Source organism: Candidatus Binataceae bacterium, assembly GCA_035508495.1.
In the GTDB taxonomy this organism is placed as follows: domain Bacteria; phylum Desulfobacterota; class Binatia; order Binatales; family Binataceae; genus JASHPB01.
Genome location: DATJMX010000069.1, coordinates 1 through 24,866, shown reverse-complemented (window position 1 = coordinate 24,866; position 24,866 = coordinate 1). Strand labels below are relative to the sequence as shown.

Sequence of the window (24,866 nt, the reverse complement as noted above, 5' to 3'; positions counted from 1 at the left end):
CGCCGGCATCTGCCGGCGGCTCCACGATTATTCGGCCGGGGATAGCGGATTACGGCTCTCCTGGAACTGGCGGGAACAGCGGCGGCGGGACACGTCCGTGCGTTGCCTGTTCGTAGGCTGCTGCTACGTGCAACAAGAGCGGTTCGCTGAATGGCGCGCCTTGCAGCAGGATTCCGAACGGCAGCTTGGTTGAAACGGGACCCACGAGGGTATTGTTCGGGCGCGTGCGATCGTAGGAAACGGTCGTGAAGCTCGAAGGAACCGTGAGCTCCGGAATACCGTTTGCGCCGAGTGTCGAATAGCCATTGCTCGGCCGATTGTGCACTGTCGGCTCGGTGGGATCGGTCAACACATACGGCGGAATAGTAGTCGTCGGCGCGATTATTACATCGATATTGTCCTTGGCCAGTTTCTGCCGCACGATCTGCTCGAGCGTGAAGCGGCGCACCTGTTTGGCAGTCACACTCAGAGTCGTAACGGTTGCCGCGCTGGCGAGGCTCGATTGCTGTGACGTTCCCATGTTGGGATCTACCCAGAAGTTCGATTTGGTAGCGAGATCGTTGATCGTCTGGATGTTCGCGTCGCCGCGGTTTTCCAGGTAGCGGCTCAAAACATATGTCAGCTCGCCAGTCGAGTTCGACGGTCCGAGGTTGCGGATATTGGGTGCGTCGACGTCGCTCGGATAGAGGGCGGTGTTGAACCACAGCGCCAGGATCTCGCTCATCTGCGAATTGGACGAGAACAGGCCCGGCTCATCGCTCTGGAAAGTCGCTGATTCGAGATATGGGAACAACTGCGGGATGACATCGTCGAACAAGTTGTTATTGGGACCTGGATCGACAATTGTCGCGCCCAGTTTGGCGAAGACCGGAATGGCATTTTCCATCAGATCGACCGATTCCTGATCGGCGATCGTCCATGGCACGTCCCATTCGCGCAGCACGCCGATGCGGATTCCCGCGAGCGGCTTCGATCCCTTCAAGGTCGACGGATCGGTGAACGAAGAATAGGGCGCGTCGGGCATCTGGCCGACGCTGAAGGCGGTCAACTCGTCGCTGGGGTCATAGCCCGCGATCACGTCCATGATTTTCGCGGTGTCGTTCACCGTGCGGCAGATCGGACCGACGCGATCGTTATAAAGTGAAGCCTGGATCATGCCGGTTCGCGGCACCAGCTCCTGCGTGGGGGCGAGGCCGACATCGTCGCTCCAGTTGGCGGGATGAATGATCGATCCGCCGGATTCCTCGCCGATCCCGCACATCGCCATGTTGGTAGTAATCGCAAGGCCGACACCGGTGCTCGAATGGCCCGCACTGCGCGTGGAATCGTAGGCATTGCACATCACGCCGCCCCACGAGCTGCGGTCGCTGCCGGATGCATACTCTCCCATGTTGGTCTTGGCGAGGATGATCGCGCCGGCATTACGCAAGCGCGTCACGAACACCGAATCCTTGGGCGGACGATCATTCGCATAGGGAGCATCAGCGCCGCTCGTGGTGCGCATATCGAAGGTATCGTACTCGTCCTTGATCGCCATTGGCACGCAGAAGAGCGAACTCATCTTGCCTGTTCTCTTGAACGAGGCGTCCTCGGCGGCCGCCGTTTCAAGCGCGTCGGGCATGCTCGGATCGCCGTCCACCAGATCAGTCTGGCTGCGCGCATGATGCGCATCGAAACCGAACAGCATTCGGTTCGCGGGCCGCAAATTCAGCGTCATCAGGGCATTGACTTGATTGACGTTGGGTTCGACGGTGATCGCGCCGAGCTGCCCATTCGGCTGATCGACACATACTCCGTTGTAGGCCTTGATTCGTGCGAGATAGTACTCGACCAGTTCTGTGCAGGTTAACTGATGCTCCTTGATAGCTGTTTGGACATCATCGATGGTCGCGTCGAGCAGATGAAACTTCGATCCGAATGGCAACTTGGGCAGCGGAAACGGCAGCACCGGTAAGCTGAACGGTGCAGGCAAGACTGGAACCGAACCTGCGCGCGCAGGCATTGCACCTGCGAGCGTAGACAAACCCATGGCAAGGATCGCCGGACGCAATCCCGCCTTCAGCCCTCGCGGGCCGCGCAAACGCATAAACATAACTAGAAGCTCCTCCCAGAGCCGTGATGGGAAATGGAGCGTCTGCAAATTACAGACCGAACCGCTTAATTGAAATTTGCACGCCGGAATTTGACAGGTAGCGCTCGAAGCGATCGTTCAGAGCATCCGGCTTCTGACCAAAGAGGCATCAGCCTGCTGCCCGCACGGGCTCGGTGGCTCGGCATCGCTAGAAAATTCTATCTACTAGAGAAACTTCTATGGACTACGATCAGGTGATTCACTGCAGCTCGGAGTCAACAAAGTGACTGGTAAACTATACCGGTCTGTATTTTCAGTAAACGGCGGAATCTAAATAGCTAATATCAAGCTACTCAGTGTGGTTCGGAAGGTCATGGAGATGGAAAGCGCAACAGCAATTCGATTGCTGTCCACGCGGCGGCGCCGAGCGCACGATCCGCATCGTCATTGCCGCCGTGTGCGTTCAGCGTGGATCGCGGGGTTGTTTCACCGGGCAGCAAGACTCGATGGCCGGCATCCGGATGAGTGACTAACACAGGATTCTTTCCGGTCGCCGTGAGTCGATCGGCGAGTGCGCGCGCGCAAACGTCGGAAGGCCAAAGCGCGTCATCAGCGCCGGCGACAAGGGCTACTTGAGCGCGTGCATTTTCAATCGCGATTGAGGCTGCTGGGACTTCGTCGGCGAAACGCGCGAGGCTGCTCTCCGCGTAACGACGATACGACACGGGTTGGTCGCCTCGCACAGGCATGTTTTCAACATCGTAGTGAACGAACGGCAGGGGCGTTCCGTTACGGGTCCATGACGAGCGCGGCGGCCATACGTCGCCCGCCCATACTACGGAAGATGGACTGATCGCGACGGCCACATCGACGCGAGGATCTTCGATCGCCACCAGCAGCGCAGCTTCCGCGCCTCGCGATGTACCGACGAAAGCGATTCTGTCGCATCCCAGATCAATCAGTCTGTCTGTAGCTGCTATGAACCGTTCCAGCGGAATCTCCGCGATAACGGGAGACTGTCCCGCACCACCGAACCAGCGCAGTGCCAGTGCTGTTGCGCCGCGGGATGCGAAGAGGCTGGCTCGCGCGACGTCCACGCGGCCGCTCGATCCGCCGAGTACTATCACCCCTAAACCGCCTGGTCGCTCAGGCGTCAGCAACGCGCCCTGCACTTCGCCAGTGAGTAGTTGCTCGTGAACGTCCATATCCGGTGCTGCTGCTCAGCTTTCGACGAAATGAGGCATTACTTCGCTTGCGAATAAGTCGAGCGAGCGGCGCGAATGCTCGTAGGTCAGGCTTCCCCAGGCAAATGACAGAACCAGGTAATTGCATCCGCTCTGCTCGGCGTAGGCGGTAACTTTATCGCGCACCGTCGCCGGTGAGCCGATGATCGCAGCCTCGCCTTTGATGGCGCGATCCAGATCGTCAGTAAATATAATTGGCACCGTGTTGAAATCGCGCCACAGCTTGGTGATGTTTGCGTAGTAATGGCGATAGGCTGGGCGCGCGATTTCCATCGCTTCGGCGTCGGTCTTGGCGACGAAACAGTGACGGACACCGCCGAACTTCGGCACTGCGACTTGCGGATTTAGATCGTCGTCGCTGTTACGACTTGTCTCGCGCATCGAACGATAAGCTTCGAACCCGGCCTTGAGGATGGCGTTGGGGCCACCGGTTACGACATTCATTCCATGCCGCGCCGAATATGCAATTGCGCTCGGCGAAGAGGCACCATACCAGAAAGGCGGATTCGGGTTCTGCTTGGGCGCGAGCTCCAGCGGCGCATCGGCATAACGATAGTAGCGTCCCTCGTATGACACTCTATGACTACGCAGCGCTGAGACGAGTACCTGCAGCGCCTCGTCAAACATCGCGCGCGATTGGAGAAAGTTTACATTGAAGTAAGCGAGCTCAAATGGCGATGCGCCGCGGCCGACACCAACCTCGAACCGGCCGCCGCTCATTTGATCGAGCATGCAAATCTCTTCCGCAAGTCGCATCGGATCATACAAGGGTAGCAGATAGACCAACGGCCCGAAGTGAATTCGATGCGTGCGCGCCGCGACGGAAGCGAGGAAGAGGCCAGGTGACGGAGCGCAGCCGAGCGGTGTCGCGTGATGCTCCGCCAGATGATAGCAGAAGAAACCCGCGGTCTCGGCAGCCACAATCAGATCAAGCCGCTGCGCGTAAAGTTGCTCCAGTGGAATATCAAGTCGCTCGAGATGATCGAAAAGGCCGAAGTCGAGTGTCATTTTGTTCATCCTGCGGAGCTTGCTTCTTCCTGATTAGTGAAATGAGTAAATAATGATAAGCAGAATGATCGCCGCGAATGAGATTGGCAATACCAGCCGGAAGGTGCGAATTAGACGGCGCGCGCGCGCGATATGTCCCGAGCGTCCAGCGATATGTACCGCGGTGATTTCGATCGCAGTAAGGAAGACGAACAGATAACAGACGAGAAAAAACAGGTCGATGAAGGTGAGATAAGGCACCTTCGGCAGGTTGGCCTGGATTGCAAATGCGAATGCGATGACGGTGAGAATAGTGGTGACCGAAATAGTGGTTTGAGCGCTCAACTCAGTCGGATCGACCCAGAGCACGGTCCACGATAGCACGACCATCAAGAGCAGCGGCAGAAAAACCTTCCAGATATAAAAGTTGTAGCGACGGACCATCGAAACGCTGAAGCGAACTTCGGTAATAGGTTCGCCTCCGATGCCGGGAATTTCCTCGACGCTCGAATCGGCGCCGGTCATTTGCCATTGCGCCAGCTCTGAATAGACCCGCGGTTCGGCGCTCAAGGATTTTTCGCCGTGCAGCTCGGAGAGCGCGACCACTCTATCCTCAGCCGCTGTCTGATGGATCAGGATTTCAAGAGTTTGCCGGTCGAAGGGAAAGGTTCGCAGATTGAAAACGTTGGAGAGTTCGGCGCTGGAGCGCTCCGAATACCTCACGGTCCCGTCGAGAAATACGCGCATCGTAACGTCGTGCGCCTCGTGGGGGGCAACGCCATTGACGAAATCGAAGTGCGGACACCAGACTTGGTCAGCCGCATAGACGCGGAACTTTTCCCACGGGGCCGAAGGCGTAAACGCGAGGCGATCGTCCTTCCATTCGGCCACCAGATAGCCCACCATTCGGAAGCGTTGAGTAACCTCGTCGATATCCGAAAGGTTTATGATGCGCATTGCGATCGCAACCGGGATCAACTGGCCGTCGGTTTGAGGCGGACTGAGTAATGAGTTGGCCGCCGGTGCGTTGGCTGCTGACAGCGCCGCTTCCGCGCGACCGCATAGGCAAAATGCGACGAGAAATAGCGCCGCGATAACTATCGTGCGAGTCTTCAGCACCTGTCTGTTATCGATCACAAAGCTGGTGAGCTTACATAGGGCGACATCGCGAAGCGGTCAAGCGCAATAGCCGTGGTGGCGACTATAGCCATCCGCTCAGATGCGTTGGCGGACCTCGTTCGCGAAGGCGCTCACGCCGTCTTGCCAGGGCGGCAGGACGAATTCGGCATCGCGGATCGTCGCGAGCACGCTGTAAGGAGGTCTCGTTGCGGCCACGGGAAATTCACTCTGGCTGACAGGCACGAGCCTGGTCTTGATGCCGAGCAGCGCAAAAAGGTGGTGCACGAGATCGTATCTGGAAGTGCCGCCCGAGCCGGCCATATGGTAGAGGCCGTAGGCGTCGGTATCGATCAGGCGTGCGATGCCTCGCGCAAGATGAGGAGCATATGTCGGCGAGCCGAACTGATCGGCAACCACGCGCAATTCGCTCCGCTCCGCCCGCGCCCGCATCGAATTTAGAAAGTTCTTTCCATTTGCCGCGAACAGCCACGCAGTGCGGACGATGAAGTGCATCGGATTCGCATCCATCACCGCGATCTCGCCAGCCAGTTTGCTGCGGCCATACGCGGAGAGAGGATTGGGCGCATCGTGTTCGCAATATGGACGACTGGTGCGGCCGTCGAAGACATAGTCGGTGGAAACATGAACGATCGCTATCCCCAGGGCGGTCGATTCGAGAGCGAGGATACGGGGGCCGCGAACGTTGACGGCCTCAGCCAGCTCAGCATGGCTCTCGGCACCGTCGACGTCGTTGTATGCCGCGGCGTTGATAACCACGTCGGGCGCGACCGCTACGATCGCCGCGCGAACTGCATCAGCATCAGTGATGTCGAGTTCCGCATGCGTTCGACCCGTTACTTGATGCTGATCGAGCGCGCGCGACAGCGAACGTCCAAGTTGTCCGTCTGCACCTGTGACCAGGATGCGCATCGCTACTGACCCTCGAACCTGGGCAGCTTGTCGAGCAGATCCTCGAGCCGGCGCGCCGCCTCGTCTCCGGCGGACAGGATCGGTTCGGTGACTGGCCATTTAACGCCGATGGTCGGATCGTTCCAGATGATTCGCAGCTCGTCGTTCGGGTGGTAGAAATCGGTGCACTTGTACTCGACCTCGGCGAAATCACTGACGACGCAGAACGCGTGCGCGAAGCCGGGTGGCACGTAGCATTGCAGAAAGTTGGCCGCGCTCAGCGACAAACCGATCCATTGCGCGAAGCTTGGTGAGCCGCGGCGGATATCAACCACGACGTCGAAGATCTCGCCCATCAATACGCGCACGAGCTTGCCCTGCGGATGCGTGACTTGTGCGTGGATGCCGCGGATTGCGCCGCGCGCCGAGCGCGAGTGATTGTCCTGGACGAAGTCGAGGTCGATTCCGATCTCGCGATACTTGCGGCGCTGGTAGGTCTCGAAGAAAAAGCCCCGATCGTCGCGAAACACGTCCGGTTCGATCAACAGCACGCCGTCAAACTTTGTCCTCGTCACTTTCACCGATAGGCACCGAACTCCTGGCTCAAAATTCTACCACGTTGAAGACCCAACTCGCATTCGAGATGAGGTCAGTCTGTCGCGGCGCTCGTCGATTTCGGAAATAGGAGCGATCTCGCGGGCGCGATTTAATTCGCGTGAGGCTCCTGCTAGCCTCCCTGCTGTCGTATGAGTACCGAGCACGGGGGCATCGTTGTCCCGATCTCGAATCCCGAGGGCGTAGTACCGCTTCTCGACCTCGCATTCGCCGCCACCCAACCCGACGAGCCGACGCCGCACGTTCTGTTGATGACGCGGCGTGCGCAGGCGATTGCCCAGGAAGCGCAGCCCGGTTCCGCGGCATTAACATCGGTGCAGGAATTCCTGACGAGCCGCAACGCGTCGCTCGCTTCGCCGCCGACGTGGACCGATGATCCGGCGACGGATATCGTCGCCACGGCGCAGGCGCGGGGCGCGCGATGGATCCTGATGGGATCGCATCGCCCCGAGTTGACTCCCGATTATCGTGGCGGCACGGTCGGCGATGTCCTGCGCCGCGTCGAAGGTACCGGGATCAAAGTCGCGGTTCTCATCTACGGACCCGCGCATCCCCAGGAAAGCGTGATCGCGGTCGTTGACTACAGCTCAGACGGAGAATCCGCCCTGGAGATCTCAGTGCGAATCGCCGCGGGCCGCAAATGCAAGATGCGCACGCTGATGGTGCCGCGCGAGGGACGTGGTCCGGACGAAGAGCTGCATGAAATGGTCAAGCGCGCGCACAAGAAGATCGGCGGACGCCCGCGCACCGATGTACTGTCGGAACGCAGCGCCGCGCGCCTCGCGCATCAGACGCCCGGTTCGATCGTCGTCATCGCATCGCGCCTGACGGAACACCTGGGGTTGCCTCTCGACAGCGCGCGCGGCGACTCGCGGCGCGTGGTGGTCGTGCACAGCGAAGATTAGCGTCGGCGCATCGGCGTCGCGGAGGAGGATGAAATGGGCGGCTGGCGGCGCGCGCTCGAGGTTTACGCTGATCGCCGCGTGCTGATGATCCTGCCGCTCGGTTTCGCCAGCGGCCTGCCGCTCCTGCTCACCTTCTCAACGCTCTCCGCGTGGCTCGCGACCGCGCACATCAGCCGTTCCGCGATCGGCGCCTTCGCGCTGGTCGGGACGCCATACGCTTTCAAGTTCCTATGGTCGCCGCTCATCGATCGCTTGCCGCCGCCGATCCCGATTGGCCGCCGCCGCGGCTGGGGCCTCGCGATTCAGATCGCGCTCGTCGCAGCGACTCTGGGCCTTGGGCTCTGCGACCCGCACCGCGGCCTTGGCAGGATGGGCGTGCTCGCGCTCATCGTCGCGTTCTTGTCAGCAAGCCAGGACATCGTGATCGATGCATACCGCGTCGAACTGCTGAGCGAGGATCAACAGGGTCCGGGCGCCGGGATGATTCAAACCGGCTATCGACTCGGGATGCTGGCTGCGGGCGCGGGCGCGTTGATTGTCGCCGATCTCGCGGGATGGTTCGCGGCCTACGCGACGATGGCGGCATTGCTCGCGATCGGCATGGCGGTATTCATCTTCGGCCCCGAGCCGCCTTCTAATAATGAAGGCGCGGACGGACCAGCCGGTGCGTGGCTCGAGACCGCAGTCGTTGGTCCATTCGTGGACTTCATGCAGCGGCCAGTCTGGGCTGCGATCCTGATCTTCATCGTGGGCTACAAGCTCGGCGAAGCGCTCGCGGGCGTGATGGCGATGCCGCTCTACGTGTCGCTGCATTTCTCGCTGGCGCAGATCGCGGCGGTATCGAAGCTCTTTGGCTTCTTCGCCACGATTATCGGCGCGCTGGTCGGCGGTATCGTGGCGGCGAAGCTCGGCGTGATGCGCGCGCTTATCGTATGCGGCCTTCTACAGTCGGTCGGCAATTTCTTCTACGTGGTGCAGGCGCTCGAGGGGCATCGGATCGGATACCTCGCGCTGTGCGTTGCAGCGGAAAACCTCACCGGCGCGATGGCGGGCGCGGCTCTCGTCGCCTACCTCTCCGACCTGTGCTCGCCCGCGTTCACCGCCACGCAGTATGCGCTGCTGTCGTCGCTCGCCGCGGTGGGACGGACGCTGTTCGCGTCGTCGGGCGGCGTCCTCGCCGATCGCCTCGGCTGGGTGCCGTTCTTCATGCTCACCACCGTCGTGACCCTGCCTGCGATCGCGCTTTTGGTCTGGATCGCAAGGCGCAGCGGCGGAATGCGAGCGGCGCCGCGCGCGGCGGTAGCTCATTCATAGGACGATTTCTTCCAGATGCCGCGTGATTGCATCAGCGCGATCTGCTTCTCGATCACTTCGCGTCGATATTCGGCATGCTTCATCGGCGCGCGGTTCAGATAAAGATTCTTCGGATAGATGGGATCCTGATAGATGAGTTGATAGAGCTCGGTGCGAATGTCCTTCAGCCAGTTGTCCCATTGGGCGCTCTCGCGATGGAAGCGCAGCGCCTCGATGTCGATCACGCCCGCGACGTAGGTCGAGACGCCGCCGTATTCCTGCTTGCCGACGATCCGCCCGCGGTGGTCGATGATCATCGAGCGGCCACCAAACGTGTCAATTGGCGTGTCCGACTCGGCATCGATGTAGTACGTGCCCATGTTGGGCGCGACGATGTACATGTTGTTGTCGAGCGCGCGGGCGCGGCTCTGGATCTCGAACATCTCGTTGCCCGTCGCAGGATGCGGATAGGATGCGCGGTAAACGACTTCGGCGCCGTTGAGCGCGAGCGCGCGCGCGTTCTCGGGATACGAACCCTCGTTGGCCATCATGATTCCAAGCCGCCCGATTTCTGTATCGACCACCGGCCAGAACGCGTCGAGCGTTGCACCGTATTTCTCAATCCACCAGTCGAAGATGTCGTGCGGACACACCGAGTGCTCAACCGGAAACAGCGGCGACACCTTGTAGTGCTGCAAGATCACTTCGCCTTTGGGATCGAGGATAAAACCGACGTTGAAGAAGCGATCCTTCCAGTCCGGATGCCGCGCTTTGGCCTGCGCGATGACGAAGCAATCGAACTCGCGCGCGATTTTTCCGAGCGCCGCGCTCTCTTCGCCGGGAATATCGATTGCGCATTCGCGGGCGAACTGAACGTGATCGAGATCGAGCACCTCGTCATTGAATCCCTGCAGCGCGCCCTCTGGAATCGCAAGCAGCCGCACCGGCAAGTCCAGGCTCGACAGCCATGCCGCGGCCTTCACCAGATGCGCGATGTGATCGAGGTTCTTTGCGATATCGGCGCGCCTGCGGATTCCGCGCGCGGTCGGGATTAAGCCCACTGCCGTGTACGGCTTGATCATCATGAGCCTCCCGCGTCAGCCGCGCGCGACCTTGGGCAACTCGTTGAGTGCCTTTTCGATTTCCTCTCCGGGGTAGGCGTAGTCCGTTAGCTGTCCGCTGAAGTAGCGATCGTAGGCGGCCATGTCGAAGTGGCCATGCCCCGACAATGTGAAGTAAATCGCTTTCGGTTCGCCAGTGCGCTTGCATTCGAGCGCTTCGTCGATCGCGACGCGGATGGCGTGGTTGGCCTCAGGCGCCGGGATGATCCCTTCGGTGCGTGCAAACTGAACGCCGGCCTCGAATGTAGCGAGCTGCGCAACCGCGACTGCCTCAACTAATCCTTCATGATGCAGCTGCGAGACCAGCGGCGAATCGCCGTGATAGCGCAGTCCCCCGGCGTGAATCGCGGGCGGCACGAAGTTGCGCCCCAGCGTGTACATCAGCATCAGCGGCGTGAGGCCTTCGGTGTCGCCCGCGTCATAAGCGTAGTGACCGCGCGTCAGGGTAGGGCAGGAGGCCGGCTCGACTGCTACGAGACGCAGATTTTTGCCCGCGGCCTTGTCGGCGAAGAACGGAAACGCGCTGCCGCCGAAGTTCGAACCGCCGCCGCAGCATGCGATGATGACGTCGGGATAGTCGCCGACCTTCTCGAACTGTTTGCGCGCTTCGAGGCCGATCACGGTCTGATGTAGGATGACGTGATTGAGCACCGAGCCCAGCGCATAGTTCGAATCCTTGCGCGAGGCCGCTTCCTCGACTGCCTCCGAGATCGCCATCCCCAGCGAGCCGGGTGAATCGGGATCGGAATCGAGAATCTTACGGCCCGCCCGCGTCTCGCTGCTCGGGCTGGCGAAAACCTGCGCGCCCCAGGTTTCCATCATCGAGCGTCGAAATGGCTTCTGCTCGTAACTGGCGCGCACCATGAACACGCGCACGTCGATGCCGAACATCTGGCCCGCGAGTGCTAGCGCCGATCCCCATTGTCCCGCGCCCGTCTCGGTGACGAGACGGCGAACACCTGCGCGATGATTGAAGTAAGCCTGCGCTGCCGCCGTATTCGGCTTGTGCGAGCCCGCGGGGCTCACGCCTTCGTACTTATAGTAGATGCGCGCGGGGGTCCCGAGTGCCGCTTCGAGCCGCAGCGCGCGGAACATCGGCGTCGGCCGCCACTGGCGGTAGATCTCGCGCACCGCCTCGGGAATCGGGATCCAGCGCTCGCGCGCGACTTCCTGCTCGATTATCGCGGCGGGAAAAATCGCGGCGAGCGATTCGGGCGAAATCGGCTGGCCATCGGGCCCAAGCGGCGGCGCGGGCGGATTCGGCATGTCCGCGACGATGTTGTACCAGTGCCTGGGAATTTCGGATTCGTCGAGAAGAATTTTTACTTGGGGCATTTGTTGTCGAGTGCCTGGAGTTGCGGTGCGCGCCGCGCCGGCAAAACGCGCGCGGAGACTCTAGCGGCTCGGATAATCCCATCGCGCAGGCCGCACTTTCAAGCGCGCCGCCGCACCTGGCCGCGCTTGACGTTTGGCCGAGGTTTGATTAAATCTGACTGCGCTCAAAACTGAGCACGCTCAGAAATGACTTCGCAGCTTAAAGTGCTGGTCGCGGAACCTTCGACCAATGGCGCCGCGCCGGGACGCATCGAACGCAAGAAGCGCGACAAGCTCCAGCGTATCAAGCGTGCCGCGCGTACTCTCTTTGGCCACAAGGGTTTCGAGGCGACGACGACGCGCGAAATCGCTCGCGCGGCGGATATCGGCGCCGGCACGCTCTTTCTTTACGCCGGAACCAAGGAAGATCTCCTGGTCATGATTTTTCGCGAGGAAATCGGCGCCGCTGTCGATCAAGCATTCCACACCATGACCGAGCGCAGGCTTATCGATCAGTTACTGCGCGTGTTCGGCGCCATGATCGCGCATCACGAGCGTAATCCCGGCCTCGCACGCGTGTTCGTCAAGGAGTTGCCGTTCGTCGATAACCGCCGCCATGGCGTCGCGACCTTCATGGCGGCGCTGCTGAAGCGGATCGCCGACTTGATCGAGCGAGCCCAGGAGCGCAACGAACTTGATTCCAGCCTGCTGCCGGCGCTCCTCGCGCAGAACCTTTTTGCGCTTTACTTTGCAACGCTGCAGCGATGGCTCGGGCGTGAGGGAACTTCCGCCGAGTCGCGCGATCGCCGCCTGCGCGCATCACTCGAGCTCCAGTTGCAGGGACTTACCATCGCGCGATCGCGACGAGGGGCGCGCGACTAAAGGAGAATTCGCATGCCGGCACGAACCGGAAAGGAATTTCTACGCGGCCTCAAAGGCACGCGCGAAGTCTGGGTCGATGGCGAACGCGTCGGCGACATCGCCGCGCATCCCGCGCTTGCCGGCGGCGCCGCGACAATTGCGAGTGTATTCGATTTGCAGCACGCGAACGCTGACGCGTGCCTGATGCCCGATCCCGAGACCGGCGAGCTCATCAACATGAGCCACATGATTCCGCACTCGCGCGAGGATCTCGATCGGCGTCATCGCTGCCTCCAGACGATCGCCGAATTCACCGTCGGCCTCATGGGCCGCACGCCCGACTATATGAATGTGACCTACGCGGGCTTTGCGGGGCGCGCCGACGAATGGGCGATCAATGGCAACGAGCGCGGCGCGGCGAATCTCGTGCAGTATCAGAAGTTCCTGCGCCGCAATGACATTTCGCTCACACATACTATCGTGCAGCCCACGATCGACAAGGCGCAGGGCGACGCTCCTCAGGCCGGCAACGAGGTTGCGCTGCACAAAGTCGCCGACACCGAGCACGGCATCGTCGTGCGCGGCGCGCGAATCCTGGCGACGCTTGCGCCGTTTGCCGATGAGCTCGCGGTCTATCCCGCCATGCCGCTGCCCGAGGGCGCCGACGCGTACGCGCTCTCGTTCTGCATTCCGATGGGTGCGCCGGGGCTCAAGTTCCTGTGCCGCGACAGTTGCTCGACCACAGGTAGTCAATTCGACCATCCGCTCTCGACACGTTTCGACGAGCAGGATGCGTTCGTGATTTTCGACGATGTCGAGATTCCGCGCGACCGCGTCTTTATCGATTCCAATATCAAGGCCTACAACACCGTGATGACGACGGGCTGGTACCCGAACGTCATGCAGCAGACGATGATTCGCGCACAAACCAAGCTCGAGTTTGCGTACGGACTGGCATCGCGGATGGCGGAAATTATCAACGATGTCTCTCCCGCAACGTCGCAGTTGCTCGGCGAAATCTGGACCTATGGGGAACTGGTGCGCGCCGCTATCAAGGCGTCGGAGGACGAAGCGTTCGTCTATGGCAACGGCGTATGCTTTCCCAACGGTGCTCCGCTCGCCGCACTGCGCGCCATACTGCCGACCTGGTTCCCGCGGGTTGCAGAAATCATCACGTTAATTGGCTCGCACAATCTGCTGGCAACGCCAAGCGCGGCGCAATTCGATGATCCGAAGATGCGGCCACTGATCGAAAAATTCCTCTGCGGCGCGAAGGGAGTAAGTGCCGAAGAGCGGGCGCGGGTTTTCCGCCTGGCGTGGGATTTCGTCGGCACGGCACTCGCCGGTCGCAACGTGCTCTACGAGCGATTCTACCTGGCATCCGGGCCGCGCAATATGCAACTGGCTAATGTGCTTGCGCCGAAAGACCGCGCGCGTCGGCTGGTCGATCAAATACTCGGTATCGCACAACCTTCAAACGGCCACGCATCCGCAGCGCCGCAGGTTGTTAACCTGCCGCGATCCGCGTCCGGATTTCGCAAGCAGTAGTCGCAAACCAGATCACATTCAACCAACTGACTAATCGGGAGAGTATCCAATGAGTGTGCTTAACGGACCAAGAGAAGAATTGCGGCGAATCCTTTTCCAGGGACATCCCGAATGGGTTCACAGCGAAGGAGATCGCCTGAAGCTTGGCGACGGGCGCACGATCGCGGAAGCTGAGGCGACCTATCTTCCGCCGTGCGATCCGACGAAAATTCTCTGCATTCATCTGAACTATGAGTCGCGGCGCGTTGAGTTCAAAGCGCCGACAATCGAAACGCCCACCTACTTTCAAAAGCCGACCACCGCGCTCAACTCCCATCGCGGCAGCCTGTGCCGTCCGGCGGGGCGCAAGTATCTGAACTATGAAGGTGAAGTTGCAGTTATTATCGGCAAACCGATGCGCAACATCGGCCGCGCCGAAGCCTGGAATTATATTGCGGGCTTCGCGCCCGCTAACGATGTCGGATGCCAGGACTTTCGCGACACCGACGCGGGCTCGATGCTGCGCGTCAAGGGCATGGACGGCTTTTGTCCGATCGGACCGGGAATCGTGCGCGGCGTCGATGTCCGCGACTCTACCCTCAAAACCTACATCAACGGCAAGGTCGTGCAGAACGGCAACGTCAGCGAAATGCTGTTTCCGATTGACTACATACTCGCCGACCTCTGCCGCTATATCACTTTGCTTCCCGGCGACGTGATATTGAGTGGAACGCCGAAGAACTCACGGCCGATGAACGTGGGCGATACGGTTGAAGTAGAAGTCAGCGGCATTGGACGCCTGATGAACAACGTCGTCGAAGCGCCCGCAGCCGCAAATCAGGTTGGGCACCAGGGCAGCGACACCGATTCGGTGCGGCGTGTAGCGCTCGGGTCGGATTGGGTTCGCCCCGAGGCGCGATAACGGGCGGCGAGGGTGGCTTCGACCTAAAAGCGGAGTACCATCTCAGCTATGAGGCGATTTCTTCCGGCCGAGATGCTGGCGCGGCCCGAGCACTTCATCGTGATGAGTGTGCAGAAGATGCGCGCGATTCGCGCCGAGCAGGGTCTCACCGGCGTAATCGTGCCTCTCGATGAAGAGCATCTGCGCGCGCGGCTGCATACGATATACACGGGCGAGCTGCAGGCGATGGAGGCCGCGGGGCGCACGCTGTTCGACTTTCCCGACGCGCCGTGGGAATTCCAGCTCGACATGGCGCGACAGATTTGGGACGAGTCGCGGCATACCGAGATCTTCGAGCGGCTGCTGGAATATCTCGGTGCGCGGCCGGGTGATTACGTCGAGACCGATCTTCTTTACAGTTGCACCCTCACCGATGATCCCGCTGCGCGTGTCGCCGGAATGAACCGCGGTCTCGAGGGCCTCGCCTGCGACACCTTCGAGCAGTTGATTCGAATTGCGCAGCACAATGGCGATGTGATTATCGAGCGCGCCGTTGACTACGTGTTAGCCGACGAAATTACCCACGTGCGGATGGGCTCGAAGTGGATGCGCCGTCTGACCGAGGGCGACCCCGAGCGCCTCGCCAGAGCGCAGGCCTTCCAGGATGGCGTCGACGCCGATCTGAATTTCCGCGGCCGCCGCCGCGCACGCGAAGATCTGCAAAAAGACGACGGCAGGCTAATCGCAATCGCACGCGAATCGCGCCTGCTCGCCGGCTTCACCGAAGACGAAATCAAACGCCTCGCCGACTCAGCCCGCCGCAGCGCCGCTTACTGAAGTAATTTATTGCGACGCCAATCAGGCGGCCCTGCGCAGGTGGGGTCGTAGTTGGTGGCCTACGGCTAGATCGTCGTATCAGGCGCAACTTGACGATCAGTCGTAAAACAGTAAATTCACCATATCCGGCTGTCGGCCGAGGTGCTACGTTCCCGCTTCAGCAAGGGGCGTATGGTTCCAATCCGCTACAACGTACGGAGCTTGCTCGAACGCGGAGGAACATCATTGATGACCGTGCTGGGTCTCGGCATGGTCGCAATGATCTTCATAGTACTGTTCGGCTACGTAGATGGGCTCAAGCAAACAATCTTGAATGGAAGTGGCGATCGCAACTGGATCCTTCTGAGCCGAGGCGCACAGGACGAGGGACAGAGCGCCGTTACCTACGACGAAATTGAAATGGTGAGCGTGCGGCCGGAAATCGCCGTTGACAGCAACGGCCGGCCGCTCATTTCGCGCGAACTCCTCCAAGGCGTCAATATCAGCCGCGACAAGCACGTGCGCCGATTCGTCCTGCTGCGCGGCGCGACGCCGAACGCATATGAAGTACATCGCGGCATGCACCTGGTCAGCGGACGATGGCCCGCGCGCGGTCAAGTTGAGTGGGTCATTGGACAGAAGGTATATGCGCGTGAGCCCTACCTTAAGCCAGGGACTTCGTTTCACTATGGACGTCAAAACTGGACGATTGCAGGCATATTCTCAGATAACGACAGCGCCCGTGAATCGGAGATATGGACCGACTACGAGGATTTGCTGGTCGACGGAAGGTATCCAAGCGACATCGCAAATTCACTCCACGTGGTGCTGAAGCCCGGTACCGCCGAAGCATTCAAGCAAGCTCTCAAGAGCGATGGACGGCTGAACTTTGACGTTCTGTCCGAGCGCGAATACTACGCCGAACAAAGCCGGGTCATCGATCAGCTCCGCTCGCTAGGTCTCATCGTAGCTCTGACTCTCGGAATCGGCGCCACCTTCGGCGGGATGTATACTATGTTTGCCGCGGTTGCACGGCGCAAACGCGAAATCGGCGTGTTGCGGGTGCTGGGATTCTCGCCCGGCAGCATAGTCAATAGTTTCGTGGCGGAGAGCGCGGTCCTGGGCGTTGCTGGCGGAATCACGGGCGCGTTGCTCGCTTATTTAACAGCTTGGGGAACGGGGCTGAACAGCCGGTTGCTCAGCGTAGGATCGACATACTTCTCATATCAATCGACGGTAGTTGCGGTGCTGGCCGGCATAACCGCTTCCGCACTTATCGGTATTCTTGGCGGTCTGGCACCCGCATGGCGCGCCGCTCACATGGGCGTGGTTGAATCCCTTAGGGACCCATGATTGCCGCGCGCTTGTGGCTCATAGCGTTGCGCAACATGCGGCGCCAATTCTGGCGAACTGCTCTAATCAGCCTGATGTTTGCCGTCGCAGTCTTTCTCTCTACGATTCTGGTAGCAGTACCAATATCGATGGACCGCATCGCTGCAGATGCCGCCAAGGGGCTTCGGCTTATCACGATCGCGCACAACTCTTACGGCCTGCCGGCGAAATATTGTAACCAGATCAAGAAGATGCCGCACGTGGTCGCGTGTGCACCCGAAATAGAATTTAACGCGATCTACCGCGACCCACGTGACCACATCATGGCTCTCGGAGTAACCGAGGATATATTTACCGTCAGTGGCACCAATGAGTACCAGGTCCCGCCCGATATCCGTAAGAAGCTTGAGGCCGATCGTCGGGGTGCGTCGGTCGGCAGAGTATTAATGCGCGAATACGGTTGGAAACTTGGCCAGCCGATCACGCTGCGGGACGCGGACAGCAAAGTGACTTTGACGCTGATCCCGATGCTGGAATTGCCGACCTTGCTTACGGCAAGGTCGCTATTCTTCAATCGCCAGCTTTTTGATGATGCAATTAAAGATAGCTATGGTTCGAGTTCGCAAGACCTTGCATCTTTCCTGGCAGTCAAAGTCGATCGGCGCGAGAACATGGACCAGGCGATTGCGGAAATAGACGAAACTTTCCGCAATTCGCCCGCCGAAACTGAAACGACTGATGAATCTGATTCACTTAACAGCGTTATCACAGATGTTGGCGATGTAAGAGCAATCGCCTTCAGCCTGTGCAGCGTGATCCTTGTGACAATTTTTCTAATCGCGGCCAACGCGATGGCGATGATGGTAAGGGACCGCATAACCGAGGTGGCCGTATTGAGAGCAGTAGGTTTCGGAAGGGGGCACGCTGTGGCGATGCTTCTTATCGAAGCGCTTCTAATCGGCGCGCTAGGTGGACTAGCCGGCGCCTGCGTCGCGCTGTTGCTATTTCACCGGGGAATATCACTTGGCGCTCTGACCGGCGATCTCGGCTACATGGCAGTCGCCCCGGACATCGCAATTGGCGCGGTTTTCTTAGCGATGTGCGTAAGCGTCCTCAGCGCGATAGTGCCCGTGATGCGCGCCGTCCGAATTCCGCCTGCAATAGCAATTCGTAAAATTGTTTGAAGTCTTGGACTCCAGGTCTGGGCAATTCGCCGCGGCAGAAGGTCTTCGCGGACGGCGCGCCACGAGCTGGGCGGATTTCTCCGAATGTCGAGTCGCGAACCGAGATCGCGTTCATGCCGCTGCATCGAAGTCAGTGCGTCGCCGCAGCGCGGCGTACTGATTTTCACCATCTTGAGTATGACCCGGAAGTGTTGGCAGAATTCTCGCGATGGATTCTGATCCTCAACTGTATCGCGTACGACGGCTGTTGCCTGAAGATGCGCAGGCGATTCCTGGGCTGACCGAGGCCGTCAATGGTCCCGGGTACATTCACGCCGAGGTGTACCATCCCGCCGCGCTGCTGCGGATGAACGAGAGTGGCGAGCGGCTGTCGGTCGTCGCCTTGCACGAGGAGGCGGGCGTCGTTGGCCACTATGCGCTCGAGCGGCCGGACCTGGGGTTATTTGCCGAGACCGGCGAGGCGATGGTCCTGCCTGCGCATCAGCACCATCATCTGCTCGATCGGATGCGCGTGTTGCTCGAAGAGGAAGCCGCTCGGATCGACTTGATCGGCATCTACGGCAACGCCGTCACGCATCACGTGTACAGCCAGAAGATGGAGGAGCTGTTCAAAGCGGTGCCGACGGGATTCCGTTTGGGATCGGCGCCCGCCGCGGCGCATCGCCTCGAGAATTTTCCGCAGCGCATCAGCCTCGTTACGTATTTCAAATACTTGCGGCGTCCGGGCGCGTTGCGCGTGCACATTCCTGCCCATCATCAGCAGATGGCGGTAAAAATCTTCGCCGCGCTTGGCCGCAAAGTCGAGGTTGCACCTGCAAGCGAGCCGGCGCCCGTCGCCTTGACGATCGAGTCGTCATTCGAGACGAGCGAGCAGCAAGCTACGGTCACGATTCGGCGCGGCGGCTCGCACACTATCAGCGATCTTGAAAACGAGGTTGCGAGCCATCTTGCGAATGGAGATGCGGAGGTCGTGTTCGTTGAGATTCCGTTGGCTGATCCCGCAGCGCCGGCGTTGTGTGCGGCCTTGGAGGCACGCGGATTTTTCTTCTGTGGCATCGAGCCGCGCGACGAAGAAGAGGGCGATCTGATGCACATGCAGAAGCTGATGCGGCCGCTCGACCTCGCCCTGGTGCAGACAGTTGATGACCTCGCGCGTGAGTTGCTCGGCTACATAGGAAGCGAGCGCGAGCGGGTCTCGGCGAGCAAATAGTCAACACCACGATCTGCGCCGCACCTTCTGGATTGGCGTTTATCGGACTGCTAGCTTACTGCATTCCTGAAGCCTTTGCGGCGGTTTGATCCGGCCTCGTTCCGAAAGGAGATCGCGGCGGTGATTCCTATACGTTACAACCTGCGCAGCCTAATGGTGCGGCGCACCACTTCTGCCATGACGGCGATCGTCGTCGCGCTGGTGGTGATGCTGCTCTTCATCCTGTCGGGATTTGTGGCAGGTCTGAAACAAACTGTCATGCGCAACGCCGTGCTCGACAACTGGATCGTGCTGAGCCGCGGCACTACCAGCGAGCCCGACAGTTATATCAGCCGCGACCAGTATGAGATCATCAAGAGTCGTCCACAGATTGTTACTGACGCGAAAGGGGCGCCGCTGATCTCGCCTGAGATCTCAACCGGCTTCAATCCCAACCCCGACGCGCCGCGCTTGGCCTCTATGTCTACGATGCTGCGCGGGCTCTATCCGATCGCCTACCAGGTTCATCGCGAGCTCAAGATCGTCGATGGCCGCTGGCCGCAGCACGGCGCGGCCGAGATGGCGATTGGGCGCAAGCTGGCGGCCCGCTATCCGAATCTCGGGGTCGGCAATACCTATCGTTTCGGCCGCCGCGACTTCAAAATCGTCGGCATCTTCTCGGACAACGACAGCGCGCGCGAGTCCGAGGTTTTCACCGACCTCGATGTGCTGGCACAGGAAGTTCATTTCAACAGCGGTTTCGAATCGCTGCACGTGGTGCTGAAGCCGGGTATGGAATCGGCATTCCAGGATTCGCTCAACACCGACGCGCGGGTGAGACTCGACGCGGTGTCGGAGCAGGAGTTCTACGCGCGCGAGACTGGTTTCGTCGAGCAGTTGCGATCGCTGGGACTGATCGTCGCGATGATTCTCGCGATCGGCGCGGTTTTCGGCGCAATGAACACGATGTATGCGGCGGTCGCGCGGCGCACGAGCGAGATCGGCGTTCTGCGGGCACTCGGCTTCAACCGTATCAACGTTCTGGTTTCGTTTATCAGTGAGAGCGTGCTGCTCGGACTCGCGGGCGGTATCGCGGGAGAAATACTCGGTGTCGTCGTGGCATTCGCAACGGGCCTGACCGGTGAACTGCTCAACGTCGGTTCGTTCATTTTCAGATTCCAGTTAACGCCCGGCGCATTTATCTCCGGGATGCTGGCGGGGATTATCATCGGCGCAGTCGGCGGACTCCTGCCGGCCTGGCGAGCGTCGCGAATCGGCGTGATCGAATCGCTGCGCGCGGTCTGAGCGGTGCGCGGAGGCGGTTTGCAACAATGAAGCTGTTCAAGCTGATCGAGCGCAACATGCGGCGCAATTTGCGGCGCACGATTCTGACTACGCTCACGATCGCGCTCGCCGCTTTCGTTTACACGGTGCTGGTGAGCGTGCCTGCCTCGATGGACCGCGTCGTCAACGAGGCCACGGGAACGCTGCGGCTGGTTGTCCTGAACAAAACGGCGCCATGGGAGGATCTGCCCGCGCGTTACTGCGACGAAATCCGCGAGATGCCGGGAGCGGGCGCGTGCGTGGCGTTCACCGGATGGTTCGCGACCTGGCGCAATCCGAGTGAGCCGGTGTTCACGATCGCGGGCGGCCCACAACTGCGCCAGGTGTTTCCCGACTACCGGCTCTCCGACGAGATCGAGAAAACCGTCAGGGCGGAACGCCGCTCAGCGATCGTCGGTCCCGTGCTGATGGCGAAATACCACTGGAAGATCGGACAGCAGATTACGTTGCGGGGGACGGACTCCAAGCACATGGAGTTGCCATTCATCATCAAGGGCGTGGTGCCGACGACTCGCTATCCGAACACCTTTCTCATCCGGCGCGACTACCTGATGGAAGCGCGCAAGGCTAACGGCCTGGGCGACGAGGATATCGCATGGCAGTTGTTCGTGCGCTCGGACAGCGCCGCGACGCTGGCGCCGCTGGCCAAGGAAATCGACGATCACTTTCACAACTCCGACTACGAAACGCGCTCGATAACCGAGAGCGACGCGCTCGCCTCGGGACTGTCAGCGCTCGGTAATTTGCGCGGGATCATCTTTGCCCTGATCGCGGTCGTGGTTCTTACCGTGTTCCTGATTGCCGCGAATTCGACCGCGATGATGGTGCGTGATCGTTTGAGCGAAGTCGCGGTGATGCGCGCGCTCGGCTTCTCGCGGCTCGCCGTCTCAGGAATCTTGTTCGGCGAGTGTCTGCTCATCGGCATCATTGGCGGCATGATCGGCGGCGGGCTCGCGCTCAAGATGTTCTATGACGGGATCACGCTCGGCGTGGTGCTCAACGGCAACGGCGCGCTGTGGGTTACGCCTCAGCAGGCGCTTGGCGCGGTAATCGTGTCGGCGCTGGTGTGCATCGTCAGCGGCGTGGTGCCGATTATCGAAGCACTGCGGATTCCTCCGGCGCTGGCATTCCGCCAGATCGTCTGAAACATCGCTGTTCGAAAACGGGACATCGCGTCCCGCGTTCGCGACACTGCTTGTCACATCGATTGTTGTCGGCACGCTATCGCTCGCCCATTCGACCGACGCGAAGGCATCGCTCTTGCTGATGAGATCGCGGGAGGGTGCCATGCGCGCATCGCACATGGCGCCGAAGGTTTGTCATGCCTCGTAGGTTGAAAGCGAAAGCACCGCACAAGCTTGCGATCGCAGGTGTCGCGGCGCTCATCTGGCTCGTTGTCATCGCCTCTGAACTGCTAGTAATACGCGAGCTGTCGGCCGCAACGGCGCCAGCCGTGCCTGCGGCCAATTCCGCGTCCAGCCAGGAGGGGATGGCGTGGAAGGCATGACCCTCTCAGCCCACGAGGTGGTCGTGCCTTCGGCGATCGATCGCGCCGCGGATGAGCGCGCGCGGGCGATCTTTGACGGCACGCGCGAGTACTTCTTTCACTGCACCGATCAACTGTTCGCAGTGCTGATGCCACTGCAGTGGCTGGGCGCAATGCTGGCGGCGTGGTGGATTCCGCCGCTCTTCAGCAACGATCCGATACCTGGACTGTCGCGGATGATGTTCGTCGTGCTGCTGGGTGGCGCGATCACGGCGCTCACGGTCGGCCTGGCGCTGTACTATTCGGGCACCGTTCTCACGCGTCACACGATCGCGGTCTGTCAGATGCTGATGTGCGCGCTTCTGATCAACGTTGGCAATGGACGGATCGAATTTCATTTTCATATTTTCGGCTCGCTCGCGTTTCTAGCTTTTTACCGCGACTGGAAGGTCCTGCTCACAGCCTCGGCCGTGGTGGCGCTGCATCACTACCTGTTTGGGCAATATGTCCCGCAGTGCGTTTACGGTGTGCTGGTCGTCCAACAATGGCGGTGGCTCGAGCACAGCGCGTGGGTGGTATTCGAGGATATTTTTCTCTCGGTCTCGATCGTTCAGAGTACTCGCGAGATGAAAAAAATGGCGGCGCATCGGGCCGACCTCGAGATGGTTAACGAGCGTATCGAGCACCAGGTCGACGAGCGCACCGCCGAGCTGGTTGCGGCGCGCGAGGCCGCGCTCACGGCATCGCGCGCCAAGTCGGAATTCCTGTCGACCATGTCGCACGAGATTCGCACGCCGATGAACGCCATTCTCGGCATGGCAGAGCTGCTCGAGGAGACCAACCTCAGTCCGGATCAGCGCAGGTTCCTTAATATCATGACCAACAACGGCGCGGCGCTGCTCAGCTTGCTCAACGACATCCTGGACCTGGCGCGCGTCGAGACTGGAAAGTTCAAACTCGAGCAAGTCGAATTCGATCTCGAAGGAGTGACCGATCGGGTGGTCGAGACGCTGGCGCTGCGCGCGGACAGCAAGGGAGTAGAGCTCGCCGCGCATATCGCGCCGGACGTTCAGCTCCATCTGATTGGCGATCCGCTGCGGCTGCGGCAAATCCTTGTGAACCTGATCGGCAACTCGGTCAAGTTCACCGAGCACGGACAGATCGTGCTCAATGTCGAGCGCTGCCCGAACGCCGAACCGGGCTGGCTGCACTTCTCAGTCGTCGATTCCGGCATCGGGATCAGCAAGGACAAACTCGATCAGATTTTCTCCGCATTTACGCAGGCCGATTCTTCGACCACGCGCAGGTACGGCGGCAGCGGACTCGGACTTACGATCGTCAAGCGGCTCGTCACGCTGATGGGCGGCGAGGTGTGGGTCGAGAGCGAGGTCGGCAAGGGCAGCGCGTTTCACTTCACAGCCAGCTTCACCGTGGTTGACGGACCGTGCGCAGCGGTTGTCGAAAAGACTCGCAACCTCACCGCCGTCCTGTCAGGGGTGAGCGTGCTGGTCGTCGATGACCAAGCAGTCAATCGACTCATCCTGCGGGAGATGCTGGCGAGCCGCGGCGCGATCGTCGATCAAGCCGACAATGGAGCGACGGCGCTCGCGATGCTGGAGGCTTCGAGCAAGAGCGCCAAGCCCTATCGGTTGATTCTGCTCGACTGCCGCATGCCGGGGATGGACGGCTTCGAAGTCGCGGAGCGGATCAAATCGCTCAGCTACGGAGCGCTTTCGGTGATGATGCTCTCGTCGGACGATCTGAAATCGGAAATCGCGAAGTCGCGCAAGTATGGCCTCGATGCGCACCTGGTCAAACCGGTGCGGCGCGCGGACCTCTATGAGTCGATCGCAATTGCGATGTCGCATAAGCGTGAGGCAAATCCCGAGGCAGCGCCGGCCGCTGCGCCTGCAGTGGCAAACAAGAAAGAAGCGGTTGAGCCTGCCAAGCCCTCGCTGCGAGTTCTGCTGGTCGATGACTCACCCGACAATCGATTGCTGGTGCGGGCTTATCTCAAGAATCCGCGCTACGCGCTCGACGAAGCCGAGGACGGCGCGATCGCAGTCGCCAAGGTCAAGAACGGCAAGTACGACGTGATCTTGATGGACATCCAGATGCCGGTGATGGATGGCCTGGAGGCGACGCGCGCGATTCGCGAATGGGAGCAGACGCTGGCAGCGCCGCGGCTGCCGATTATCGCGCTCACCGCGTCGGCGCTCGAGGATGATGTTCGCCGCACGCTGGAGGCGGGCGCGGATCGTCACGTCGCCAAGCCCGTCAAGAAGAGCATCTTGATCAGCGCGATCGACGGCCTGACAGCTAATCGCCCGGCGGCCGAGAATTGCGGCCCCGGCGCGCTCGTCAGCGGACCGCTACAGCATCGCGCGTGACCCGCGTGGCGCCGGCCGCACATTTAACTTGCGTCTGAGTTGAAGCTTCGGTAGCTGATGCTGCGTCAGAGGCGCAGGCCGGTCTGCCATGTTGCGAACCATCATATTCAACGGAACGTCGACGAAACTCATAGACAATCAATCGCGCGTGAAGCCGCCCGGGCCGGGCGAGCTGTGCTGGATCGACGTGCAGCAATACCAGGCCGAGGAGTTACACGCGGTCGGCGATGCGATGGGATTCCATCAGCTCGCGATCGC

Annotated in this window: 21 protein-coding genes; 13 read left to right on the top strand and 8 right to left on the bottom strand. The window is 60.4% G+C overall.

What is annotated here, in order from left to right; translation table 11 throughout:
* Window positions 1-49: 49 nt before the first annotated feature.
* The 6 genes from VMA09_20495 to rfbC all read right to left on the bottom strand — a co-directional run bounded on the left by VMA09_20495 (window position 50) and on the right by rfbC (window position 6,911).
* Window positions 50-1,972 (bottom strand): amidase family protein, encoded by a 1,923-nt coding sequence (locus VMA09_20495; protein HUA36003.1) that lies wholly within the window; start codon window positions 1,970-1,972, stop codon window positions 50-52.
* 470 nt (window positions 1,973-2,442) lie between these two features.
* Window positions 2,443-3,276, bottom strand: coding sequence for an acyl-CoA thioester hydrolase/BAAT C-terminal domain-containing protein (locus tag VMA09_20490; GenBank protein HUA36002.1), 834 nt, complete (start codon window positions 3,274-3,276; stop codon window positions 2,443-2,445).
* 15 nt (window positions 3,277-3,291) lie between these two features.
* Window positions 3,292-4,332, bottom strand: coding sequence for an LLM class flavin-dependent oxidoreductase (locus VMA09_20485; protein HUA36001.1), 1,041 nt, complete (start codon window positions 4,330-4,332; stop codon window positions 3,292-3,294).
* Window positions 4,333-4,356: 24 nt separating this feature from the next.
* The gene (locus tag VMA09_20480) at window positions 4,357-5,439 is read right to left on the bottom strand and encodes a hypothetical protein (GenBank protein ID HUA36000.1); all 1,083 of its coding nucleotides are present in this window, start codon (window positions 5,437-5,439) and stop codon (window positions 4,357-4,359) included.
* 78 nt (window positions 5,440-5,517) lie between these two features.
* Window positions 5,518-6,351 (bottom strand): dTDP-4-dehydrorhamnose reductase, encoded by an 834-nt coding sequence (gene rfbD / locus VMA09_20475; GenBank protein HUA35999.1) that lies wholly within the window; start codon window positions 6,349-6,351, stop codon window positions 5,518-5,520.
* Between the two features lie 2 nt (window positions 6,352-6,353).
* Window positions 6,354-6,911, bottom strand: coding sequence for a dTDP-4-dehydrorhamnose 3,5-epimerase (gene rfbC / locus VMA09_20470; protein HUA35998.1), 558 nt, complete (start codon window positions 6,909-6,911; stop codon window positions 6,354-6,356).
* 165 nt (window positions 6,912-7,076) lie between these two features.
* On the opposite strand from rfbC, the gene VMA09_20465 reads away from it, so the two are divergent.
* Together VMA09_20465 and VMA09_20460 are read left to right on the top strand one after the other, a co-directional pair.
* Complete coding sequence (locus VMA09_20465) at window positions 7,077-7,850, top strand: hypothetical protein (protein HUA35997.1); 774 nt, start codon at window positions 7,077-7,079, stop codon at window positions 7,848-7,850.
* A gap of 33 nt (window positions 7,851-7,883) precedes the next feature.
* Window positions 7,884-9,164, top strand: a complete 1,281-nt coding sequence (locus tag VMA09_20460) for an MFS transporter (protein ID HUA35996.1) — start codon at window positions 7,884-7,886, stop codon at window positions 9,162-9,164.
* On the opposite strand, the gene VMA09_20455 is transcribed toward VMA09_20460, so the two are convergent.
* Window positions 9,155-10,225, bottom strand: a complete 1,071-nt coding sequence (locus tag VMA09_20455) for a nitrilase-related carbon-nitrogen hydrolase (protein ID HUA35995.1) — start codon at window positions 10,223-10,225, stop codon at window positions 9,155-9,157. The two genes, VMA09_20460 and VMA09_20455, sit on opposite strands and share 10 nt — an antisense overlap.
* 15 nt (window positions 10,226-10,240) lie before the next feature.
* Window positions 10,241-11,599 (bottom strand): TrpB-like pyridoxal phosphate-dependent enzyme, encoded by a 1,359-nt coding sequence (locus tag VMA09_20450; GenBank protein ID HUA35994.1) that lies wholly within the window; start codon window positions 11,597-11,599, stop codon window positions 10,241-10,243.
* A gap of 186 nt (window positions 11,600-11,785) precedes the next feature.
* Between VMA09_20450 and VMA09_20445 the strand changes: the two genes are divergently transcribed.
* The 11 genes from VMA09_20445 to VMA09_20395 all read left to right on the top strand — a co-directional run bounded on the left by VMA09_20445 (window position 11,786) and on the right by VMA09_20395 (window position 24,608).
* A complete protein-coding gene (locus tag VMA09_20445) occupies window positions 11,786-12,460 on the top strand; it encodes a helix-turn-helix domain-containing protein (protein HUA35993.1) in 675 nt (224 codons plus the stop codon).
* A gap of 12 nt (window positions 12,461-12,472) precedes the next feature.
* Window positions 12,473-13,987 (top strand): 4-hydroxyphenylacetate 3-hydroxylase N-terminal domain-containing protein, encoded by a 1,515-nt coding sequence (locus VMA09_20440; protein HUA35992.1) that lies wholly within the window; start codon window positions 12,473-12,475, stop codon window positions 13,985-13,987.
* A gap of 49 nt (window positions 13,988-14,036) precedes the next feature.
* Window positions 14,037-14,888: a fumarylacetoacetate hydrolase family protein gene (locus tag VMA09_20435; GenBank protein HUA35991.1), complete on the top strand. Its 852-nt coding sequence runs from the start codon at window positions 14,037-14,039 to the stop codon at window positions 14,886-14,888.
* A 48-nt stretch (window positions 14,889-14,936) separates the two neighbouring features.
* A complete protein-coding gene (locus tag VMA09_20430) occupies window positions 14,937-15,704 on the top strand; it encodes a DUF455 family protein (protein HUA35990.1) in 768 nt (255 codons plus the stop codon).
* A 228-nt stretch (window positions 15,705-15,932) separates the two neighbouring features.
* Complete coding sequence (locus VMA09_20425; GenBank protein HUA35989.1) at window positions 15,933-17,036, top strand: FtsX-like permease family protein; 1,104 nt, start codon at window positions 15,933-15,935, stop codon at window positions 17,034-17,036.
* Window positions 17,033-18,199 (top strand): ABC transporter permease, encoded by a 1,167-nt coding sequence (locus VMA09_20420; protein ID HUA35988.1) that lies wholly within the window; start codon window positions 17,033-17,035, stop codon window positions 18,197-18,199. Before VMA09_20425 ends, VMA09_20420 begins: the two co-directional genes overlap by 4 nt.
* 208 nt (window positions 18,200-18,407) lie before the next feature.
* On the top strand, window positions 18,408-19,409 hold the full coding sequence (locus VMA09_20415) for a hypothetical protein (protein ID HUA35987.1): 1,002 nt from the start codon (window positions 18,408-18,410) through the stop codon (window positions 19,407-19,409).
* A gap of 120 nt (window positions 19,410-19,529) precedes the next feature.
* On the top strand, window positions 19,530-20,693 hold the full coding sequence (locus VMA09_20410) for an FtsX-like permease family protein (protein ID HUA35986.1): 1,164 nt from the start codon (window positions 19,530-19,532) through the stop codon (window positions 20,691-20,693).
* 26 nt (window positions 20,694-20,719) lie between these two features.
* Window positions 20,720-21,877 carry an ABC transporter permease gene (locus tag VMA09_20405; protein ID HUA35985.1) on the top strand — a complete coding sequence of 386 codons (1,158 nt, stop codon included), beginning with the start codon at window positions 20,720-20,722 and terminating at the stop codon, window positions 21,875-21,877.
* A 176-nt stretch (window positions 21,878-22,053) separates the two neighbouring features.
* Entirely contained in the window at window positions 22,054-22,239 is a 186-nt protein-coding gene (locus VMA09_20400; protein HUA35984.1) for a hypothetical protein, read from the top strand.
* Complete coding sequence (locus VMA09_20395; protein ID HUA35983.1) at window positions 22,236-24,608, top strand: response regulator; 2,373 nt, start codon at window positions 22,236-22,238, stop codon at window positions 24,606-24,608. The genes VMA09_20400 and VMA09_20395 overlap by 4 nt, the downstream gene beginning before the upstream one ends.
* The last annotated feature ends 258 nt before the right edge of the window (window positions 24,609-24,866 follow it).

Coding starts and splice junctions, on each gene's coding strand:
- VMA09_20490 (HUA36002.1), bottom strand. CDS start 3,276: ATGGACGTTCACGAGCAACTACTCACTGGCGAAGTGCAGGGCGCGTTG.
- VMA09_20485 (HUA36001.1), bottom strand. CDS start 4,332: ATGAACAAAATGACACTCGACTTCGGCCTTTTCGATCATCTCGAGCGA.
- rfbD (HUA35999.1), bottom strand. CDS start 6,351: ATGCGCATCCTGGTCACAGGTGCAGACGGACAACTTGGACGTTCGCTG.
- VMA09_20465 (HUA35997.1), top strand. CDS start 7,077: ATGAGTACCGAGCACGGGGGCATCGTTGTCCCGATCTCGAATCCCGAG.
- VMA09_20460 (HUA35996.1), top strand. CDS start 7,884: ATGGGCGGCTGGCGGCGCGCGCTCGAGGTTTACGCTGATCGCCGCGTG.
- VMA09_20455 (HUA35995.1), bottom strand. CDS start 10,225: ATGATCAAGCCGTACACGGCAGTGGGCTTAATCCCGACCGCGCGCGGA.
- VMA09_20450 (HUA35994.1), bottom strand. CDS start 11,599: ATGCCCCAAGTAAAAATTCTTCTCGACGAATCCGAAATTCCCAGGCAC.
- VMA09_20445 (HUA35993.1), top strand. CDS start 11,786: ATGACTTCGCAGCTTAAAGTGCTGGTCGCGGAACCTTCGACCAATGGC.
- VMA09_20440 (HUA35992.1), top strand. CDS start 12,473: ATGCCGGCACGAACCGGAAAGGAATTTCTACGCGGCCTCAAAGGCACG.
- VMA09_20435 (HUA35991.1), top strand. CDS start 14,037: ATGAGTGTGCTTAACGGACCAAGAGAAGAATTGCGGCGAATCCTTTTC.
- VMA09_20430 (HUA35990.1), top strand. CDS start 14,937: ATGAGGCGATTTCTTCCGGCCGAGATGCTGGCGCGGCCCGAGCACTTC.
- VMA09_20425 (HUA35989.1), top strand. CDS start 15,933: ATGACCGTGCTGGGTCTCGGCATGGTCGCAATGATCTTCATAGTACTG.
- VMA09_20420 (HUA35988.1), top strand. CDS start 17,033: ATGATTGCCGCGCGCTTGTGGCTCATAGCGTTGCGCAACATGCGGCGC.
- VMA09_20415 (HUA35987.1), top strand. CDS start 18,408: ATGGATTCTGATCCTCAACTGTATCGCGTACGACGGCTGTTGCCTGAA.
- VMA09_20405 (HUA35985.1), top strand. CDS start 20,720: ATGAAGCTGTTCAAGCTGATCGAGCGCAACATGCGGCGCAATTTGCGG.
- VMA09_20400 (HUA35984.1), top strand. CDS start 22,054: ATGCCTCGTAGGTTGAAAGCGAAAGCACCGCACAAGCTTGCGATCGCA.
- VMA09_20395 (HUA35983.1), top strand. CDS start 22,236: ATGACCCTCTCAGCCCACGAGGTGGTCGTGCCTTCGGCGATCGATCGC.